Raw genomic sequence first — 20,570 nt, 5'->3', positions numbered from 1 at the left:
TGACATCGGCAGGCTTCGAACAATGCGACGACGGGGTCCGGACGGTGTTCCGGGGCGACCGTCGATCGACCGTTGGTGAAGGAGGGTCATGGTAGCCATGGGTGAGGTGCCGATCGCGGTCCGGCGGCGGCGCGGCTGGTGGTCGCGGGTCGTCGCCGCGCTGTTGACGGTGCTGGTCGGCGGTGGTCTCGTCGTGGTCGAGTCGACGGGGGCGGCCGCGGCGACGGTGGACACCAACGCCTGGTACGTGTTGGTGAACCGTAACAGCGGCAAGGCGCTGGACGTGTACAACCGGGCCACCAACGACGGGGCGCGGATCACCCAGTGGACCCGCGGTGACGGTACCAACCAGCAGTGGCAGTTCGTCGACTCCGGCGGCGGCTACTACCGGTTGAAGTCACGGAACTCGGGCAAGGTCCTCGACGTCTCCAGCCGGTCCACCGCCGACGGCGCGGCGATCGTGCAGTGGACCGACGGCAACGGCACCAACCAGCAGTTCCGGCTCGCCGACTCGGCCGACGGCTACGTCCGGCTGCTCAACCGCAACAGCGGCAAGGCGGTGGAGGTGCAGGGCGCCTCGACGGCCGACGGCGGGAACATCGTCCAGTACGCCGACTGGGGCGGCACCAACCAGCAGTGGCAACTCGTCCGCGTCGACGGCACCACCCCCACCACGCCTCCCACCACGCCACCGGCGAATGGCTCGTTCACCAACCCGGTGGTGTGGCAGGACTTCGCCGACGTCGACATCATCCGGGTCGGTGACGCGTTCTACCTGTCCGCCTCGACCATGCACTACTCCCCGGGCGCCCCGATCCTGCGCTCCTACGACCTGGTGAACTGGGAGTTCGCCGGGCACTCGGTGCCCAAGCTCGACTTCGGCGCGAAGTACGACATGTCCGGCGGGCGGGCGTACGTCAACGGGATCTGGGCGTCGACGCTGAACTACCGCCCGAGCAACAGCACCTACTACTGGGCCGGCTGCATCGACTTCGCCAAGACCTACATCTACACCGCCGCCGCGGTGGACGGGGCCTGGAACCAGCACGCCACCATCAACAAGTGCTACTACGACGCCGGCATGCTGGTGGACGACAACGACACCATGTACGTCGCCTACGGCAACAGCCAGATCAGCGTGGCGCAGCTGTCGGCGGACGGCAAGAGCGAGGTCCGCAGCCAGCAGGTCTTCTCCACCCCGTCGAGCGTGGGCACCCTGGAGGGGGCCCGGTTCTACAAGCGCAACGGCAGCTACTACATCTTCCTCACCCGGCCGGCCAACGGTCAGTACATCCTGAAGTCGTCGAGCCCGTTCGGCCCGTACGAGATGCGGCAGGTGCTGCTCAACATGCCCGGCCCGATCTCCGGCGGCGGCGTGCCGCACCAGGGCGGACTGGTGCAGACCGCAGGTGGACAGTGGTACTACATGTCCTTCGTCGACGCCTACCCCGGTGGGCGGGTGCCCGCCCTGGCCCCGATCACCTGGACCGCCGACGGCTGGCCGCAGATCCAGACGGTCAACGGGGGCTGGGGCGCGTCGTACCCGAATCCGTTGCCGATCCGGCCGGTCAAGCCGCTGACCGGCACCGACACCTTCGCCGGCAGCACCCTCGGCCCGCAGTGGGAGTGGAACCACAACCCGGACAACACCAAGTGGTCGGTCAACAACGGCCTGCGGTTGCAGACCGCCACCGTGACCAACGACCTCTACAGCGCCCGGAACACGGTCACCCACCGGATCCAGGGGCCCACCTCCACCGCCACCGTCGAACTCGACTACTCGGCGCTGCGTGACGGCGACCGGACCGGGCTGGCGGTGCTGCGCAACTCGTCGGCCTGGATCGGCGTCCGGCGCGACAACGGGGCGACCCGGGTGTCGATGACCAACAACCTCACCATGGACGGCAGTTGGCGAACCACCAACACCGGTACCGAGATCGCGTCCGCGCCGGTCAGCGGGGGCCGGATCTGGCTGCGGGCCACCGCCGACATCCGGCCCGGCTCCGGCCGGCAGGCCCGGTTCTCCTACAGCACCGACGGCACCAACTTCACCGCCCTGGGCAACGCGCTCACCCTCGACAGCAACTGGCAGTTCTTCATGGGCTACCGCTTCGCCATCTTCAACCACGCCACCCAGGCCCTCGGTGGCACCAGCACGATCCGCCAGTTCCAGCTGACCACCCCCTGACCCATCCGGTCGCGGCCGGCAGACGCCGGGGCCGCCCGTACCGTCGGACCGCCCAGCGGCCCCGGTCGGCACGGGCGGCCCCGGCGGCCAGGCTCCGGTTCGTGCCGGCCCCGGGTTCGTGCCGGCTCTTCGTGCCGGCTCCGGTTCGCCGGCTCCGGTTCGTGCCGGGTTCAGGTGCAAACGGAATGGGGCTGCCCCGATCGGGGCAGCCCCATTCGTCAGGCCGCAGGTCCGCCACCGTCTCGCCGGCGGTGGCGGACCTGCGGCCGGTCCACACCAACCACTACTGGTTGGCGACGATCCGCCACCGGTTGTCCGCGCTGCCGTTGTCGGAGTCCTGCACGGCCTGGGCGCCCTGGGTGGTCGAGCCGTTGAGGATGCCGAGCAGCTTGCCGCTGTGGACGTTGCGGATCTTGTAGGTGCCGTCACCCTGGTTCACCAGGACCCAGCGGTGGTCGGCGGTGCCGTTGTCCGCCCACTGCAGGACCCGGGCGTTGTCGGCGGTGGACATGTTCTCCACGCCGAGGACCTTGCCGCTGTTGACGTTGCGGAACCGGACCGCGTCGCCGTCGGTCACCACCACCCAGTTGTGGTCGGCGGTGCCGGTGTCACCCCACTGGAGGGCGAGCCCACCGTCGGCGGTGGACATGTTCTGGATGCCGAGGACCAGGCCGCTGCCGACGTTGACGAGACGGGAACTGGCGCCACCCGGGCTGCCGCCGGTGGTGCTCCAGTAGACCGTGTAGTTGAACCCGTGGGCGTCGTAGAACGGCCCGAGGTTGACCGTGGACCCGTTGGCGGTGGCGGTGAACGCCAGCGTGCTGGTGCTGGTCCGGGTGACCGACGAGACATTGAGCGACGGCAGGGCGTTCAGGGCGGTGTTGCCGTAGTTGCCGGCCAGCACCGCCGGCCCGTAGGTGAGGGCGCCGACGTTGGCGTTGTCGTTGGCCTGCTGCACGACGACCTTCATCGGCAGGCGGACGGTGATGGTGTCGCCGGCCGCCCAGGTGCGGGTGACCGTGGCGTAGCTGCCGGGATTGGTCGACACGCTCTGGGTCTCGCCGTTGACGGCGATCGTCGCGCCGGTGGCCCAGGCCGGAATCCGGACCCGGATGCTCCACGAGCCGCTCATCGTGCCGTCGATGGTGAGCGTGCTGGTGTCGCTGGCCGGGTAGCTGGTGCTCTGGGTGACGGTGATCCCGCGCTGCGACCAGGTCAGCACCGACGGCACGAACAGGTTCACCGTCAGCGTGGTGCCGTTGTAGAAGTAGATCGAGTCCATCAGCTTGGTGTTCGCCTCGATGCCGGTGCCCTGACAGCACCAGAACGAGTTGTAGTCGGTGCTGAAGGTGCCGCCGCCCCAGGCCGGGCCGACGCCCCGGCGTCCACCCGGCTTGAGCGGGGTGAAGTAGGTGACGTGGCCGTGGCCGTCGGCCGGGTTCTGCGCGCCGACGACGTGGTTGAGCAGCGCGCGCTCGTAGTAGTCGAAGTACGCGACCCGGTTCGGGTCGAGCAGCCACAGCTCCCGGGTCAGCTTGAGCATGTTGTGGGTGTTGCAGTGTTCGCAGGTGTCGTTGCTCAGGTAGCCGGCGATCGCGTTCGGCGGCCGGAAGTGCTCGGCCTGGCTGTTGCCGCCGATGACGTAGGTGTGTGCGTTGACGGTGATGTTCCACGCGTTGCTGGCGATGTCGCGGTACCGGGTGGTGCCGGTCGCCTTGAACTCCCGCGCCGCGCCGATCCACTTGGGCACCTGGGTGTTGGCGTGCTTGCCGTTGAGCTGGTCGGAGTTGGAGGCCAGCGGGCTGAACACGCTTTCGTGGTCGAAGCGCTGGGCGACGGTGAGCCAACGTCCGTCGCCGGTGTACTGGTAGATGTCGGTCAGCGCCTCGTTCATGCCGCCGAACTCGGTCCCCAGCATCGACTGCATCTGGTTGTAGCTCAGCCGCGAGGTGCGGGTGTCGACCCAGCCGGCCAATGCCAGCAGCACCGAACGGGCCTGCGTGTTGCCGATGTAACGCCAGACGTCGAGCAGCCCGATCAAGGTCTTGTGGATGCAGTAGTAGGGCACGTTGCCGTTGGACAGCGTCCGGGCCTCGAGCGCCGCGAAGTCGGACTCCGGGAAGCCGGACAGGTAACCGGCGGTGAACCCGGCCGCGCCGTTGTTGGCCTGGCACTTGGCCAGCTCGGCCACCATGTAGTTCGCCTTGTCCCGGCAGGTGGTGTCGCCCAGCACGGCGTACGCCTGCGCCCAGGCGGTCAGGAAGTGGCCCTGCATGTGGGAGCGGAACGGGAACGACGGCGCGTCCCAGCCACCGTTGGAGGCGGCGTTGTTGGTGCCGAGCCGGTGGTTGGCCCGGAAGTTGCGGAGCATCCGGTCGACGTCGACGAACCGCAGGTAGCTCAGCGTCCGGTTCTGGTTGTCCAGCAGTCGGCCGGCGGTCAGCCGGACCTGACCCAGCTCGAACGGGTACGCGGAGACGCCGAGGTCCGGCCGGGCCGGGGGGACCACCAGCGCCGCGGCGGCCGGCGTCGACCCGAGGAGGGCGCTACCGGTGGCGGAGACCAGCGCGGTGGCGCCTGCGGCCTGGAGGAGCTGGCGTCGGTTGAGGGACGGGACTGACATGGGGACCTCCGGTTGACCGGACGGCGGGCTAACGCCTGCCCGGGACGTGTCGTACGGGATCGTTGGTGGTGCCGGTGCTGGGGTGCCGGCCCGCCCTGGTGGGGCGGAGCGGGCCGGCACCGCTGTGGGGTCAGACGGGCGTGCAGGTCAGGTCGGTCGGTGGCTGGTTGCTGCCGGTGGTCGAGCTGATGTAGCCCACGGTGGTGGACCCACCCGCCGCGAGCTGTCCGTTGTAGCTGGCGTTGGTGACGGTGACCTGGTTGCCCTGCTGGCTGAGGGTGCCGTTCCAGGCCTGGGCCACCGTCTGTCCGCTGGGGAAGGTGAAGTTCACCCGCCAGCCGCTGACCGCGACGGACCCGTTGGTGATGGTCAGCTTCCCCTCGAAGCCGCCCTGCCAGGTGTTGACCACCGTGTTGGTGACCGCGCAGGAGCGGCCGCCGGGCGTGGTCGGAGCCGGGGTGGTCGGGGCCGGGGTGGTCGGGGCCGGGGTCGTCGGGGTGGGGGTGGGGGTGGGGGTAACGGTGGGCGTCGCGGTCGGGGTGGGCGTCGGGTTGGTCCCACTGCCGAACTGCCACCAGTTGACGTTGAACAGGGTGCCGCTGCCACCGGTGAACCGCAGGTACATGTCGTGGGTGCCGGTCGCGCCGGACACCGGGCAGGAGACGGTCTGCCAGTTCTGCCAGCCGCCGGTGACCGGTACGGAGCAACTGGCCACCCGGGTGCCGGTGGCGCTGTCCAGCCGGACCTCGATGGTGCCGCCGCTGCCGGCCGAGGCCACCCGGGCGTTGAAGGTCGTCGCGCCGGTGCCGAAGCCGACCCCCTTGACCTTGATATAGTCGCCGTTCTCGATGAAGCCGACGTTCATCCCGCCCTCGGTGGACGCCTCCGTCTCGATGCCGGAGCCCCACGCAATGGTCTCGGCCTCCTGCCGCACGTACGGGTTCAGCGTGCCGATCTGCGGTGCGCCGGTGGTGCTCATGTTGAGCGTCGGGATGGTGCCGTTGGTGTTGTAGGCGAACTTCTCCACCGCCACCGAGCGGGTGTAGCCGCCACCGCCGGGCAACGCACCGTTGTGGTAGAAGAAATACGACCCGCCGTTGAAGTCGACGATCCCGGCGTGGTTGGTGAAGCTGCCGCCCTGCCGGGGCATGATCGTGCCCCGGTAGGTCCACGGCCCGGTGGGGCCGGTCGCCGTGGAGTAGGCGATGAACTCGCTGCAGCACTCGGCGGCGAAGACGTTGTAGTAGAGCCCGTTGCGCTTGTAGACCCAGGGTCCCTCCTCGTAGAGGGTGGGCCGGGTGGCGTTGCCGTTGCGGGTGCCGAATCCGGCGGTGGTCAGCGGGATCTTGGTGACGCTGCCGGAGAACGAGATCATGTCGGGGTTCAGCTTCACGTACCACAGGTTGGGGTTTCCCCAGTAGAGGTACGCCTGCCCGTCGTCGTCGATGAAGACGGTCGGGTCGATCTCACCGTTGGCCGCCAACGGTCGGCCGATGGCGTCGCGGAACGGGCCGGTGGGGCTGTCGCTCACCGCCACCCCGATGGCCATCGAATTGGTCGACTTCGCGGTCACCGGCACGTACCAGTAGAACTTGCCGTTGCGGGCGATGACCTGGCCGGCCCAGGCGTCCGCCTTCGCCCAGCTGAAGGTGGCGACGTTCAGCGGCGAGCCGTGGTCGGTCCAGTTGACCATGTCGGCGGAGGACCAGACCCGCCACTCCTTCATGGTGAACCAGGTCGAGCCGTCCTCGTCGTGGCCGGTGTAGAGGTACACCCTGCCGTCGTGCACCAGCGGGGCCGGGTCGGCGGTGTAGATGTGCTGGACGATGGGGTTGTCGGCCTTCGCGGTGCCGGCCGGGAACAGGGTCGAGACCAGGAGCAGGGCAGCCAGCCAGGCGAAGGAGCGTCGCAGTCGGGTCAGTGGTGGCAGTGCGGGTTTCACCAGTACCTCCCAGGAGGGGCGATGCGGGTCTCTGTCGGTGGCGTCGCGCCTCGGTGGCGTACCCGGACGCGCCGGTCCCGGGCCGGCGGACCTCCGGTGGGGCCTGGACTCGTCTGAGCTGCCCGCCGTACAGGTGCGCGGGTGTGGCGTCGCGGCCCCGATCGCGTCCGTGCCGGCCAGGGGCGGCCCGGCGGTCAGCACGCGATCGGGTCGGGCCCCACGGTGCTGGACGATGTGCGCCGGGGCTCCCCGGGCAGGCGAATGATCGACCTGACCCGCCGACGTGCAGCGTCCACGGAGGTGCCCGGAGGTGTCCGACCGGCGTCGCCCGTGCCCGCACTCCGCTCCGCCGACCGGTCCGGTGGGTGGAGCGTGGAAGCGTGCCCTTCGCTTCTGCGGCCGACGGTATCTTGTTATCGTTAACACCCGCAAGCCATTGATGGCCGTGGGTTGAGCTGCCCCGGCCGGCCCGGTGCGGACACCGCTTCCCCGGGTGGTCCGGGGTGGGTCGTCGGGTCGGGTTCCGGTGTCAGCGCACCAGCCGTGCGGTGTCCGGTCCGCTGCGGCGGACCAGCCATGCCTCGGTGATGTGGGTGACCATGGCCTCGGCGGCGCCGTCCGGGTCGTGGGCGGCGATGCGCTCGTAGATGCGCCGGTGCCCCCGGTTGGACGCCACGCACAGCGCCCGTTCGGAACGGCCCATGTACCGGGCGGTGTTCACCACCTGGCTCTCCAGCGACCGCACCACACCCCGGGCGATCCGGTTGCCGGACGCCTGCATGATCACGTCGTGGAACGCCCGGTCGTGCTCGTGGTAGGCGGCCGGGTCACCGACCAGTTCGTCCATCCGGTCGACCAGGGCGCGCATCCGGTCGACGGTCTCCCGGTCGGCCAGCCGGGCGGCGACGTTGGCCATGTCGGACTCCAGCACCCGCCGGGTGGCCACCAGGTCGTCGAGGATGGTCAGGCTGTCGTCCTCGGCGATGGTGGCGGCGAGCACCAGCTCGTCGAGCATGTCCCACATCGACGGCGGGGTGACGATGGTGCCGCTGCCCTGTCGGACCTGCACCAGACACTTCTCCTGGAGGATCTTCACGGCCTCCCGGACGACCGTGCGGCTGACCGAGAACGCCTCGCACAGCGCGGGCTCCGGGGGCAGCGGGGAGCCGGGCGGGTGAACTCCGCGTACGATGCGTTCCACCAGCTCCGCGGTGACCGCGGTGGCGAGGTTGGCCGGTCGTCGCGCCCAGGTCGGGGGCGCTGCCGTGTTCAGGGTGATCTCCCGTGCCGTCATGTCCCCTCCAGTGACTCCCCGCGGACCGCGCCACGACCTGCCTGCCGCGAATTCTACGTCCCGCTGTTGACGTCATACGTCATACGAGTTACTTTCTCGTCAATTCAAGCGTCTCGATCCAGCGGTCCGCGCGATGTCGAAGGTGAGCAGCGATGAAGCAGCGAGCAGTGTGGTCGGCCGTCCTCGTCGCGGCATTGGCCCTGGCGGGCTGTGGGAGCGCCACCGACACGCGCTCCTCGCCCGGGGGCGCCGACGGGAAGCTGGTGGTCTGGGACTGGAAGTCCGGTGAGGCGTCCGCCGGAGCGTACCTGCAGAAGGCGAAGGCCGACTTCGCCAAGAAGCACCCCAACGTCACCGTCGAGTTCGTCGCCCAGCCCTACGAGCAGTACTACACCCTGCTCGGCACGGCGATCCAGGCCGGCAAGGGACCCGACGTGATCCTGTTCAACGGCGGCGGCCAGATCCGGGACCGCGCGGACGCGCTGCTGCCCCTGGACGAGTACGTGGCCGAGGACCGGCAGCGGCTCGCCGGCTGGGAGGCGTTCAGCAAGGACGGCAAGACCTACGCCGGCCCGGTGACCCTCCAGGGCCACCCGATCTACTACAACCGGACGCTCTACGAGAAGGCCGGCCTCGACCCGGCCAACCCGGCCAAGACCTGGCCGGAGTTCGTCGCCAACTGTGCCACCCTCACCAAGCAGACCGGCGCGAAGTGCCTCGCCCTCGGCAACAAGGAGGGCTTCGGCATCCAGTTCTTCCTCTCCGCCTTCGGCACCGGCGTGTTCACCCCGCAGGAGCAGGACGACTGGATCGCCGGCAAGCGGGACTGGAACTCCCCGCACGTCAAGCGGATCTTCGCGCTCTGGAAGGAGACCCAGGACGCGAAGCTGAACAGCGACGGGGCGAACTCGACGGCGATGTTCAACGACTCCTTCGCGATCTTCCAGTCCGCGAAGGCTGCCCACGTCATCGGGCTGATGTCGGACATCGGGCACTGGAAGGACTTCAGCGAGTTCGTCACCGCCGAGAAGCTGGGCGTGATGCGGGCCCCGGTCGTCGTACCCGGCGCCACCCCGAACCTGCCCTACGACGGTGGCATCGGCTACGGGGTCGCCAAGTGGACCAAGGACCCCAAGGTCGCCGCCGACCTGGTGCGTTCGCTGACCTCGACCGACGCGCTCAAGTCCTTCTACGCCGACGCCGGGGCGATCGCCTCCGACACCACCATCGACGTCTCCCAGGGTGGCCCGGCCGTGGCCACCATCGTCGCCGACCTCAAGGCCGGCAAGCCCGCCCTGCACGTGGCGCTCTCCTCGAAGACCCTGGAGCTGATGGGCCGGATCTCCCAGCAACTGCTGAGCGGCTCGATCACCGTCGACGAGGCGGTGAAGCAGCTGGCCGCCTCCGATCAGGCCGGCTGACCCGTGCCGGTCGACGAGGCGATCCCGTCGGTCCGCCCGGCGCCCGCCGGACGGGCCGACGGGACGCCGCCGCGGCAACGCGTACCCCGTGCTCGGGCCGCCTCGCGCGGTGGGCGGCGCGCGGAGCGGCTCGCCCCCTTCGTGCTGCTGGCCCCGGCCCTGCTGATCCTCGCGCTGCTGCGGTTCTGGCCGCTGCTGCTCGGGGTCAACTTCTCCTTCACCGGGGACGGCGACCGCAACGGGCTGATGGTCGGCCTGGACAACTACCTGGAGCTGTTCGGGGACCCGCTGTTCCGGGGCGCGTTGCGCAACGTGGGGCTGCTCGTGCTGCTGCTGCCGGTGGCGGTGGCGATCCCCGGCCTGCTCGCCACCTTCATCTACCTGCGGGTGCCCGGGCACCGGCTGTTCCGCAGCGTCTACTTCTTTCCGGCCGTGCTGTCCCCGGTCATCGTCGGTGCCATCTTCAACCTCCTGCTCGCCTTCGACGGCCCGCTCAACGCCCTGCTCGGCGGGGTCGGCATCGGGCCGGTGGACTGGCTCGGCGATCCGGACGTGGCGATGTTCGTGGTGGTCGGGGTGCACGTCTGGGCGACCTTCGGGATGGCGCTGGTGGTGTTCCTCGCCGGGTTCGCCACCCTGGACGCCTCGCTGCTGGACGCCGCCCGGGTGGACGGCGCGTCGCTGCCCCAGACCATCCGGCACGTGATCGTGCCCAGCCTCTCCCGCACCATCCAGTTCGTCTTCGTCACCACGATGATCGGGATGCTGACCTCCATGTTCGGCCTGCTCTACGTGATGACCAGCGGTGGTCCGGAGGGCTCGACCTACCTGCCGGAGTACTACATCTGGATCCAGCAGGGGCAGATGAACCGACCGGCGCTCGCCTCGGCCGCCTCGACGGTGCTCTTCCTCATCATGCTCGTGGTGGGGCTGTTGCAGATCAGCCTGCTCCGGCGGGCGGTGAGAGAGGCGTGATGTCCCAAGCCCGGTGGGGTCGGTGGCTGCTCGCCGTCCCGATGGCCGTGCTGGCCCTGGCGACCGTCTACCCCCTGGTCTTCACCGCCAACGTGGCGATGAAGACCCGCCGCGACTACATCCTCGACCGGTTCTCGCTGGCGGACGCCCTGCACTGGGAGAACATCGCCACCGCGTGGAACAGCGTCGGGATGGCCCGGTACCTGGCCAACTCGGTGGTCGTGGTGACGGTCTCGGTGTTCCTGCTGCTCTTGTTCGGGTCGATGGCCGGTTTCGCGTTGAGCCAGCTGCGCTTCCGGGGTTCGTCGGTGCTCTTCCTGTGCTGCCTCGCGGCGCTCTTCGTGCCATTCCAGGTGATCATGGTGCCGTTGGCCCGGATCATGGGGGACGCCGGCCTCGTCGACACCTACCCGGGGCTGGTGCTCGCCTACGTGGCGCAGTTCCTGCCCTTCACGATCTTCCTGATGACCAGCTACTACCGGACCATCCCACCGGAGATCATCGACGCGGCCCGGATCGACGGCAACGACGTCTACGGCGTCTACCGGCGGATCATGCTGCCGCTGGGCACCCCGGCCCTGCTGTCGGTCGGCATCCTCAACGCGCTGTTCTGCTGGAACGACGTGCTGATCTCGTTGCTGCTGATGCCCTCGGCCGACCATCGGACCCTGATGGTCGGCGTCACCTCGCTGCGGGGGCAGTACTCCGACGACATCCCCACCTTCGCCTCGGGGGTGCTGATCGCCGCGGTACCCGTGCTGGTGATCTACCTCTTCCTCCAGCGCCAGATCGCCGACGGCGTCGCCGCCGGTGCCACGAAGGGCTGACATGCGGATCACCGGATACCGGACCCTGACCACCGTGCAGGAGTGGGGTCGGCCCGTCGGCGACGCGAACGGCGTCTTCACCGACGGGGCGACCTCGGTGCCGATCATCGTGGTCGAGACCGACGAGGGCATCACCGGGATCGGCCTCGGACCACATGCGGACGTCGAACGGATCTTCGCCGCGATCGACGGCGAGGACCCCCGCGCCGTGACCACCCTCTACGACCGGATGCTGCGGCAGACCTTCAAGGCCGGTCACGCCGGCTCGGTGTTCGGCACCATCGGGGCGCTGGACACCGCGCTGTGGGACATCAAGGCCCAGGCGGCGGGTCAACCGCTGTGGCGGCTGCTGGGCGGCCGCGACCGGCGGGTGCCCGCCTACGCGTCCGGCCTCGACATCGGCCTGGACGACGACGACCTGGCGGCGGCCTACACGGTCTACGCCCGACACGGGCTGCGGGCCGCCAAACTCAAGGGTGGCCTCGACATCGAGCGGGACCGGCACCGGCTGCACCTGGTCCGGGACGTGTTGACCGAGGCCGGGCGGGGGCAGCGGCCCGGCCTGATGCTCGACGTGAACGAGGCGTGGACCCGCAAGCAGGCCGTCCGGCACGTCTGCGAACTCGAACGCACCCTGGACCTCGTCTGGATCGAGGAACCCGTCCGACGGTGGGACGCCGAAGGCCTGGCCGTCGTCGGGCGCGGGGTCCGGGCGTCGGTCGCCACCGGGGAGAACCTCACCGGCCTCGAACAGTACCGGCCGCTGCTCGCCGCGGCGGCGGTCGACATCGTGCAGATGGCCGCGGTCTGGGGGGTCACCCACTTCCTGCGGGTGGCCGCCCTGGCCCACGCCTACGACCTGCCGGTCAGCCCGATCGGCAACAGCCCCGTCGGGTTGCTGCACGCCGCCACGTCGGTGCCGAACCACCTGGTCAGCGAGTTGCAGGACCTCCGGCCGCCGGTCGGGATCACCCGCGACCTGCACGTCGAGGACGGCGCGTTCATCCTCGGCGATACCCCGGGCCTGGGCGTCACGATCGCCGAGGAGGAGATCCGCACCTATCCGCGCCGGTCGGACGTGCCCACGCCCGACGGCCCCAACGTCCGGCCGGAACGGGCCGGCCGCCGACTGCTGGCGGAGGTCGACCAGGTCGTTGCCGGGCCGGGGCGGTACGTCACCCCGCTGCCCGGCACCCCGGCGCACCACCACGACGGCCTGCCGTCCGCCGTCGGGCACTGAGACCCCGACCCGCGAGGGAGTACGCATGAAGGCAGTGGTCTACCGGAGCGCGCGGCACCTGGAGGTCGAGCGCCGCGACCCCGAGCCGCCGGGGCCAGGTCAGCTGCGGATCGCGGTGGCCTACACCGGGATCTGCGGCACCGACCTGCACGTCTACCACGGGGACATGGACGCCCGGGTGGGCGCGTCGGCGGTGATCGGGCACGAGATGTCCGGGCGGGTCGCCGAGGTCGGCGCGGGGGTCACCGGGCACGCCGTGGGTCAGCCGGTCACCGTGCTGCCCACCCGCTTCTGCGGCCGGTGCGTCGCCTGCCGGCGCGGGAACCCGCACATCTGTCACGCGATGAACTTCCTCGGCGTGGACTCGCCCGGGGCCATGCAGTCCTCCTGGACCGTCCCGGCCGAGCTGGTCGTGCCGCTCCCCGACGGGCTGCCCCTCGACGAGGCGGCCCTGGTGGAACCGGTCGCGGTCGCCGTGCACGACGTACGGCGGGGCCGGGTGACCGACGCCGACCAGGTCGTGGTGGTCGGTGGCGGGCCGGTCGGCGTGCTCATCGCCACCGTGGCCCGGCAGCGTGGCGCGCGGGTCCTGTTGGTCGAACCGGACCCGTTCCGCCGTGCGGTGGCCACCGGGATCGGGATCGACGCCGTCGACCCGGGGGAGACCGACGTGGCGGCGCTGGTCGACGCGCGCACCGAGGGTGCGGGCGCCGACGTGGCCTTCGAGGTCTCCGGTTCCGCCGCCGGTGTCGGCACCGCCGTCGACGTGCTGACCACCCGGGGCCGGCTGGTGATGGTGGCGATCCATCCGCAGCCCCGACCGGTGAACCTGCACCGGGTCTTCTGGCGTGAGCTGGAACTGCTCGGCGCCCGGCTCTATCAGCGCGACGACATGGTGGAGGCGGTCCGGCTGGTCGCCTCCGGCGCGATCCCGGCCCGGCAACTCATCTCCCGGGTGGTGCCCGCCGACGCGGCGGCGTCGGCCTTCACCGCCCTGGAGGGCGGCGGCGTGATGAAGGTGCTGCTCGACTGGCAGGAGGGGGACCGATGAGCGCCCTGTTCGACCTGTCCGGCCGGACCGCCGTGGTGACCGGCGCCCGCCGGGGCATCGGGCTGGCCATGGCCGAGGCGCTGGCCGTGGCCGGTGCCGACGTCGTCGGCGTGTCGGCGCAGCTGGAGGCCACCGGCAGCGAGGTGGAGCAGCGGGTACGCGCGGCGGGCCGCCGGTTCACCGCGCTGCGCGCCGACCTGGCCGACCGCGTCGCGGTGCGTCGCCTGGTCGGGGACCTGCACGACCTCGGCCCGATCGACATCCTGGTCAACAACGGCGGCACCATCGCCCGCGCCCCCGCCGCGGAGCACCCCGACGAGATGTGGGACCACGTCATCGAGGTCAACCTGACCAGCCAGTTCGTGCTGAGCCGGGAGATCGGCCGGGAGATGGTGGCCCGGGGCCGAGGGAAGATCATCTTTACCGCGTCGCTGCTCAGCTTCCAGGGCGGCATCACCGTCCCCGGCTACGCCGCCTCCAAGTCCGGCATCGCCGGGCTGACCAAGGCGCTGGCCAACGAGTGGGCGGCACACGGGGTCAACGTCAACGCCATCGCCCCCGGCTATATCGCCACCGACAACACCCGGGCGCTGCGGGAGGACCCGGAACGCGACCGGGCCATCCTGACCCGGATCCCGGCCGGCCGGTGGGGAAACGCCGACGACCTCGCCGGCGCGACGGTGTTCCTGGCCGCGCCCGCGTCGGACTACGTCAACGGCGTTGTCCTGCCCGTCGACGGCGGGTGGCTGGGCCGATGACCGTGCCGGCCGGACCCACCGACATCGTCGACGCCCACCACCATCTCTGGGTGCGGGCCCGGCACCCGCAACCGTGGATCGACCCGGCCACCATGGCGGCGATCGACGCCGACTTCACCGCGGCCGACCTCGACCGGGTGGCCCGCGACGCCGGGGTGACCCAGACCGTCCTGGTGCAGGCCAACTCCACCGAGGCGGAGACGGTGGACCTGCTGGGCGTCGCCGCCGACAGCCCGCTCGTGCGCGGTGTCGTCGGCTGGCTGGATCTCACCGCGGACGACGTCCCCGACCGGGTGGCCCGGCTGCGGGCGGCGCGGGGCGGCGAACGGCTGGTCGGCGTCCGGTACTCCGTCCAGGACGAGCCCGACCCGACGTTCCTCGACCGGGCCGACGTGCGGCGGGCGATCGCTGCGGTGGGCGCCGCCGGTCTCGCCTTCGACCTGCTGGTCCGCCAGCACCAACTGGCGGCGGCCAGCCGGGTGGCCCGCGACCTGCCCGAGGTGCGGTTCGTCCTGGACCATCTCGGCAAGCCCGCGCTGGGCGGAGCGGACCTCGGCGGGTGGGCCCGCGACCTGCGCGCCCTCGCGGCCTCGGCCAACACCACGGCGAAACTCTCCGGCCTGGTCACCGAGGTGGGCCACTCGCCCTGGACCCCGGAGGACCTGCGGCCGGCCGTGGAGCACGCCCTCGACGCGTTCGGTCCGGACCGGCTGATGTTCGGCTCCGACTGGCCGGTCTGCCTGCTCGCCAGCTCCTACCCCCGCTGGGTCGACACCCTGGCGGGACTGCTGGACCCACTCGACCCCGACGGCCGGGCGGCGATCTGGCGGCACACCGCCCGGCGGGTGTACCGGCTGGAGGCGTCGTGAGAGCGCACGCGCTGCCGCGCCGGCCGGCGGTGCGCCTCACCGAGCTGGGCTTCGGTGGGGCGCAGGGTGGCGACCTCTACCGGGCCACCACCGACGAGGGGTTCGCCGCCGCCGTCGACACCGCCTGGGCGGGTGGACTGCGCTACTACGACACCGCGCCGCACTACGGGCTCGGGTTGTCCGAACGGCGGCTCGGCGCGGCCCTGCGTACCCGTCCGCGCGACGAGTACGTGGTGTCGACGAAGGTCGGGCGGCTGCTCGTACCGTCGCCGCAGGACGCGCACCGGCGCGACCCGGAGGGGTTCGACGTGCCCGCCGACCACCGGCGGGTCTGGGACTTCAGCCGGGACGGGGTGCTCCGCTCGCTGGAGTCCAGCCTGGCCCGCACCGGCCTGGACCGGCTGGACATCGTCTACCTGCACGACCCCGACGACCACTGGGAGCAGGCCGCGACCGAGGCGGTGCCCGCCCTGGTGGAGCTGCGCGACCAGGGCGTGGTGGGGGCCATCGGGGCCGGCATGAACCAGTCCCACCTGCTCACCCGGTTCGTCCGGGAGACCGACGTGGACGTGGTGATGTGCGCCGGCCGCTACACCCTGCTTGAACAGGGCGCGCTTGCCGACCTGCTGCCCGCCGCCGAGGAGCGGGGCGTCGGCGTGGTGATCGCCGGGGTCTACAACTCCGGGCTGCTGTCCCGGGACCGGCCACCGGCCGACGCGACCTACAACTACCAGCAGGCCCCGCCGGAGCTGCTCGACCGGGCCCGGCGGATCGCCGACGTCTGCCAGGCGTACGGCGTCACCCTGCCCCAGGCGGCGCTCGCCTTCGTCGGGTCCCATCCGGCAGTCGTCTCGACGGTCGTCGGCCTGCGCAGCAGCGCGCAGGTCACGCAGACCCTGGCCCGCGCGGACGCCGACGTCCCGGCGACGCTGTGGCCGGCGCTGCGGGCCGCCGGTCTGCTCACCCCGGTCGCGGCATGATTCCACCGCCGGCCGGGACGTCCCATCACCCCCCACCACGATAGGAGTCCCACCCGTGTCCGTCCCGACATCCCCCACAGGGCGCAGGCAGGTGCTGGCCGGCCTGGCCGCCACGGCGGTCGCCGCCGCGGTCGCCGTGGTCGCCTCGGCCACCCCCGCCCTGGCCGCCACCACCACCCTCTACGCCTCCCCCGCCGGCAGCGGCACCGCCTGCTCCGCCAGCCAGCCGTGCGCGCTGACCGAGGCGCAGAACGCGGTGCGCTCCCTCAACACGTCGATGTCCGGCGACATCGTCGTCGAGCTGGCCGACGGCGTCTACCGGCTCGCCGCACCGTTCCGGCTGACCGCCGCCGATTCCGGCACCAACGGCTACACCGTGACGTGGCGGGCCGCCGCGTCCGCCCGCCCGGTGATCAGCGGGGCCCGGGCGGTCACCGGCTGGTCGCTGGTCGACTCCGGGAAGAACATCTGGCGGGCGAACGTCCCCGCCGGCCTCGACAGCCGGCAGCTCTACGTCAACGGCGCGGTCGCCACCCGGGCGCGGACCGCCGTGAACCGGGCCGACTTCACCTTCACCACCAGCGGCATGCGGTTCAGCAACGGCGCGCTGAGCTACCTGAACAACCTGGGCAACCAGAACCGGGTCGAGGTGGAGAGCGTCGGCTCGTTCACCGACCGGTACTCACCGGTGCAGAGCATCAGCGGCAACTTCCTGACCATGCAGCAGCCGGCCTGGAACAACAACACTTTCGGCTTCGACACCCTGTCCAAGCCGCACCGGGCCGGCCCGTTCTACCTGGCCAACGCCTACGAGTTCCTGGACAGCGCGGGGGAGTGGTACCTCAACCCCGCCAGCGGGCAGCTCAACTACATCCCGCTGGCCGGGCAGAACATGAGCAGCGTCAGCGTGGAGCTGCCCCAGTTGCAGTCGCTGGTGAACGTCGGTGGCAGCTATGACGCTCCGGCGCACCACATCGCGTTCAGCGGGATCACCTTCACCGGCACCAGCTGGCTCGGCCCGAGCAGCAGCAACGGCTTCGCCGACCAGCAGACCGGCGCGCACATCACCGGCACCTGGGCCCGTCCGGCCGACGCGCTGACCTCCTGCCAGGAGGGCTGCCAGCTGTTCGAGGCGACCCGGCCGCATTGGAACCAGATGCCGGCCGCCGTGCAGGTCTCCGCCGCCAACACCATCACCTTCAGCGACTCCCAGTTCGTCAACCTCGGGCAGACCGCCATCGGCATCGGCAACGACGCCAACGCGCACGCCAGCGGGGTCGGCCTGGGAGCCAGCAACATCACCGTCACCCGTTCCGAGATCGCCCGCAACTCGGCCGGCGGTGTCGTGGTCGGCGGGGTGCGCGCCGACGCCCACCACCCGGGCGACCAGCGGATGATCAACCGGAACATCACCATCAGCAACAACCGGGTGCACGACCTCGGCCTGGAGTACCGGGGCGTCGTCTCGATCCTGACCACCTACGTCAACACCTCGCTGGTGTCGCACAACGAGGTCTACAACATGCCGTACACCGGGCTGTCGGTCGGCTACGGCTGGGGCGCCAACGACGCGGGCGGCAGTCAGCACTACGCCAACCGGGGTCTGTACAACTACCAGCCGCGTTACTCGACGGCGACCACGGCGGCCAACAACCAGGTCATCGGCAACTACATCCACGACGTGATGCAGCAGATGACCGACGGCGGCTGCCTCTACACGCTGTCGGCCAACCCGGGCGGGACCATCAACGAGAACTACTGCCTGCGCACCAACGGCTGGTTCGGGCTCTACTTCGACGAGGGCTCCCGCTACTACACCGCCCGCAACAACGTGTTCTCCTCCACGGGCACCTGGGCGACCGCCAACTACTGGTACGCCGAGAACATGGGCAACTTCACCGTCACCAACAACTGGTCGACCAACAACAGCACCAACGTGACCAACGGTGACCGGGGCAACGTCGTCAACAACAACACCGTGGTCAGCAACAACAACTGGCCCTCGGGCGCGCAGACCGTCATCGCCAACGCCGGGGTGCAGGGCACCACCAACCCGCCGACGCAGGGCGCGCAGCTCGTCGGGGTCCAGTCCGGCCGGTGCGCCGAGGTCACCGGTTCCAGCACCACCAACGGCACCCAGGCCCAGCTCTGGGACTGCACCGGCGCGGCCAACCAGCGGTGGACCCAGACCGCCAGCCGGCAGTTGATGGTCTACGGCAACAAGTGCCTGGACGCCTCCGGGCAGGGCACCAGCAACGGCACCAAGGTGGTGATCTGGGACTGCAACGGCGGCACCAACCAGCAGTGGAACGTCAACGCCAACGGCACCATCACCGGCGCGCAGTCCGGGCTCTGCCTGGACGCGAACGCCGCCGGTACGGCCAACGGCACCAAGTTGATCCTCTGGGCCTGCAACGGCGGCACCAACCAGCAGTGGAGCCTGCGCAGCTGACCGGTCGACCATCGGGGTACGCGCAGCCGGGCCGTCCGCCCGGCTGCGCGTACCCCGACGTCGTTGTCGACCCGGTGTCGCCACCGTGACGTGCGGCCGGTCAGGAGGTGCGACGGCGGCAGCGGGCGAGTGCGGTGCGCAGGTCGCGACGCAGTGACCGGTCCAGGTCGGGTGCGGCGAGCGCGTCGGCGAAGTCCCGGGCCGCCTCGTCCCACCGGTCCAGCCGGGCCAGCGCGGTGCCCCGGTTGTAGCGGGGCACCGGTGCCGCCGACAGCGCGACCGCCCGGTCCAGGTCGGCCACGGCGGCGGCCACCTCGCCCCGGTCGAACCGGACGGCGGCCCGGTTCGTCCACGCCTCGACCAGCTCCGGATCGCCGGCCAACGCCCGGCTGAACAGCTCCTCGGCCCCGGCCGGGTCGCCGCGCTCCGAGCGGATCAGCCCGAGGGTGCACAGCAGGGCCGGCTCGTCCGGGGCCCGCATCAGCCCGGCCCGCGCCCCCGCCTCGGCGACGTCGAGCGCGCCCCGGCCGAGGTGCAGGTTGACCAGGGCGATCCGGGCGTCGAGGTGCCCGGGCTCGATGGCGAGCACCCGTTCCAGGTCGTCCCGGGCCCGCCCGGCGCGGCCCCGTTCCTGGTGCAGCACCGCCCGGTTGTAGTACGCCTCCGGCAGGTGCGGCCCGAGGCGGATCGCGCTGCCGTGGTCCCGGATCGCGGCCCGGTGCCGCCCGGCCGCCCGGTGCAGGGCGGCCCGGTCCACGTAGTACTCGCAGTTGTCGGGGTCGTGGGCGATCACGGTGTCGAGTTCGGTCAGGGCCCGCTGCGGATCGCCCAACGCCAGATAGACCTGGGCCCGGTTGTGGCGCAGCCGGGCCAGGTCCTGGGGGCGTTCACCGGGGGCGAGCACGGCCGTCAGCCGGGCCAGCCCGTCGTCGATCAGCCGCAGCGCCCGCTCCGGTTCACCCGCCCGGCTGTCCAGCAGGGCCACGCCCTGTTCGTAGAAGACGGTCGACAGCACCCGCTGCCGGGGGTCGGTGACCGTGCGGGCGAGCCGGAGCGCCTGTTCCAGCCAGTGCCGCGCCCGCGCCGGGTCCTGGGCCGCGGCGGGCAGGTGCCGGGCGTACAACATGGCGGTGGCGTACGCGGCCGACATGGTGATCTTGGGGTCGTCGGTGACGGTCCGCGCCTCGTGATAGAGGTCGAGCGCCTCGGTGGCCTGGTCCAGCGCCGCCAGGGCGGTGGCCAGGCCGGTGGTGAACGCCCACCAGTGCGGCAGGTCGTCGGCCGGGGTGACCAGGGCACGTCCGTGCCGGCCGGCGCGGGCAGCATGGTGGTAGAAGCCGCCGGCCAGGCTCTCGCCGAGGCTGGTGCGCAGGGTCGCCGGGGTCGGGTCGGCCGCCGGCCGGGCCGGGCCGTCGTCGCACAGCTCCAGTCGCACCGGGTACGCCCCGAGCCGGCCGGCCACCGAGTCGAGCAGCTCCCGGGTGGTCTCGTCGGCCGCGCCGACGTGCGCGAACCGGAGCGTGACCGGGCGTCGGAGGGTGCCCGCCCAGGCCGCCACGAACTCGGTCGCGCCGTAGGCCAGGGCGGCGGTGCGTCGGGCGGGGTGGAACCGGATCGGCGCCTCGTCGGCGGCGGTGCGGGCCGTCGGGTCGAGCCGGGGCGCGATGGCCCGCAGTTCGGTCCGGTGCCGGGCGGCCAGCCGGGGGTGGTCGGCGGCGATGCGGTGGAGCAGATCCGCGACCCCGGCGTACGGCCCGTGGTCGCGGTGGCAGTCGTACCCCGGTGGTGCGCCGGTCACGATCGGGCCGGTGCCGCCGAGGGCGGACGCCCGGGGGCGCCCGCCGGGCCGGCAGTTACCAGCACCACTCGATCCAGAGCCGGCGGGCGCCGGACACCAGACGCAGTGCACTCGTACGACGGACGGTCATCTTCTTCATGGGCACCTCCGTG

14 protein-coding genes are annotated in these 20,570 nt (G+C 71.2%); 10 read left to right on the top strand and 4 right to left on the bottom strand.

The window, feature by feature from the left end; translation table 11 throughout:
* Positions 1-88: 88 nt before the first annotated feature.
* Positions 89-2,188: a family 43 glycosylhydrolase gene (locus ACQP1S_RS18860; protein ID WP_176738914.1), complete on the top strand. Its 2,100-nt coding sequence runs from the start codon at positions 89-91 to the stop codon at positions 2,186-2,188.
* Positions 2,189-2,471: 283 nt separating this feature from the next.
* Here the strand turns inward: ACQP1S_RS18860 and ACQP1S_RS18855 are convergent, their stop codons facing one another.
* The 3 genes from ACQP1S_RS18855 to ACQP1S_RS18845 form a co-directional block, all read right to left on the bottom strand.
* A complete protein-coding gene (locus tag ACQP1S_RS18855) occupies positions 2,472-4,811 on the bottom strand; it encodes a beta-L-arabinofuranosidase domain-containing protein (protein ID WP_432897100.1) in 2,340 nt (779 codons plus the stop codon).
* Between the two features lie 130 nt (positions 4,812-4,941).
* Positions 4,942-6,702: a family 43 glycosylhydrolase gene (locus tag ACQP1S_RS18850; RefSeq protein ID WP_432908132.1), complete on the bottom strand. Its 1,761-nt coding sequence runs from the start codon at positions 6,700-6,702 to the stop codon at positions 4,942-4,944.
* A 580-nt stretch (positions 6,703-7,282) separates the two neighbouring features.
* Positions 7,283-8,047: a FadR/GntR family transcriptional regulator gene (locus ACQP1S_RS18845; protein ID WP_091243406.1), complete on the bottom strand. Its 765-nt coding sequence runs from the start codon at positions 8,045-8,047 to the stop codon at positions 7,283-7,285.
* 152 nt (positions 8,048-8,199) lie between these two features.
* On the opposite strand from ACQP1S_RS18845, the gene ACQP1S_RS18840 reads away from it, so the two are divergent.
* Genes ACQP1S_RS18840 through ACQP1S_RS18800 form a run of 9 tightly spaced genes read left to right on the top strand, consistent with a single transcriptional unit; the run spans position 8,200 to position 18,620 of the window.
* The gene (locus ACQP1S_RS18840) at positions 8,200-9,468 is read left to right on the top strand and encodes an ABC transporter substrate-binding protein (RefSeq protein ID WP_432897096.1); all 1,269 of its coding nucleotides are present in this window, start codon (positions 8,200-8,202) and stop codon (positions 9,466-9,468) included.
* 3 nt (positions 9,469-9,471) lie between these two features.
* Entirely contained in the window at positions 9,472-10,443 is a 972-nt protein-coding gene (locus ACQP1S_RS18835) for a carbohydrate ABC transporter permease (protein WP_432897093.1), read from the top strand.
* Positions 10,443-11,270: a carbohydrate ABC transporter permease gene (locus tag ACQP1S_RS18830; protein ID WP_091243400.1), complete on the top strand. Its 828-nt coding sequence runs from the start codon at positions 10,443-10,445 to the stop codon at positions 11,268-11,270. Before ACQP1S_RS18835 ends, ACQP1S_RS18830 begins: the two co-directional genes overlap by 1 nt.
* Position 11,271: 1 nt before the next feature.
* Positions 11,272-12,510 carry a mandelate racemase/muconate lactonizing enzyme family protein gene (locus ACQP1S_RS18825; protein WP_432897089.1) on the top strand — a complete coding sequence of 413 codons (1,239 nt, stop codon included), beginning with the start codon at positions 11,272-11,274 and terminating at the stop codon, positions 12,508-12,510.
* 25 nt (positions 12,511-12,535) lie between these two features.
* Positions 12,536-13,561, top strand: coding sequence for a zinc-dependent alcohol dehydrogenase (locus ACQP1S_RS18820; protein WP_432897086.1), 1,026 nt, complete (start codon positions 12,536-12,538; stop codon positions 13,559-13,561).
* Positions 13,558-14,319 carry an SDR family NAD(P)-dependent oxidoreductase gene (locus ACQP1S_RS18815; RefSeq protein WP_363675452.1) on the top strand — a complete coding sequence of 254 codons (762 nt, stop codon included), beginning with the start codon at positions 13,558-13,560 and terminating at the stop codon, positions 14,317-14,319. The genes ACQP1S_RS18820 and ACQP1S_RS18815 overlap by 4 nt, the downstream gene beginning before the upstream one ends.
* Positions 14,316-15,188 (top strand): amidohydrolase family protein, encoded by an 873-nt coding sequence (locus ACQP1S_RS18810; protein ID WP_432897082.1) that lies wholly within the window; start codon positions 14,316-14,318, stop codon positions 15,186-15,188. Before ACQP1S_RS18815 ends, ACQP1S_RS18810 begins: the two co-directional genes overlap by 4 nt.
* Complete coding sequence (locus ACQP1S_RS18805) at positions 15,185-16,168, top strand: aldo/keto reductase (RefSeq protein ID WP_432897079.1); 984 nt, start codon at positions 15,185-15,187, stop codon at positions 16,166-16,168. Before ACQP1S_RS18810 ends, ACQP1S_RS18805 begins: the two co-directional genes overlap by 4 nt.
* A gap of 55 nt (positions 16,169-16,223) precedes the next feature.
* Positions 16,224-18,620 carry an RICIN domain-containing protein gene (locus tag ACQP1S_RS18800; protein ID WP_432897076.1) on the top strand — a complete coding sequence of 799 codons (2,397 nt, stop codon included), beginning with the start codon at positions 16,224-16,226 and terminating at the stop codon, positions 18,618-18,620.
* A 100-nt stretch (positions 18,621-18,720) separates the two neighbouring features.
* On the opposite strand, the gene ACQP1S_RS18795 is transcribed toward ACQP1S_RS18800, so the two are convergent.
* On the bottom strand, positions 18,721-20,418 hold the full coding sequence (locus tag ACQP1S_RS18795; protein WP_432897073.1) for a tetratricopeptide repeat protein: 1,698 nt from the start codon (positions 20,416-20,418) through the stop codon (positions 18,721-18,723).
* Positions 20,419-20,570: the final 152 nt, after the last annotated feature.

It is taken from the genome of Micromonospora matsumotoense, assembly GCF_050951065.1.
GTDB classification, from domain to species: Bacteria; Actinomycetota; Actinomycetes; order Mycobacteriales; family Micromonosporaceae; genus Micromonospora; species Micromonospora matsumotoensis.
Note: the sequence above shows the minus strand (reverse complement) of the source record. Positions and strands in the feature narration are given on the sequence as shown.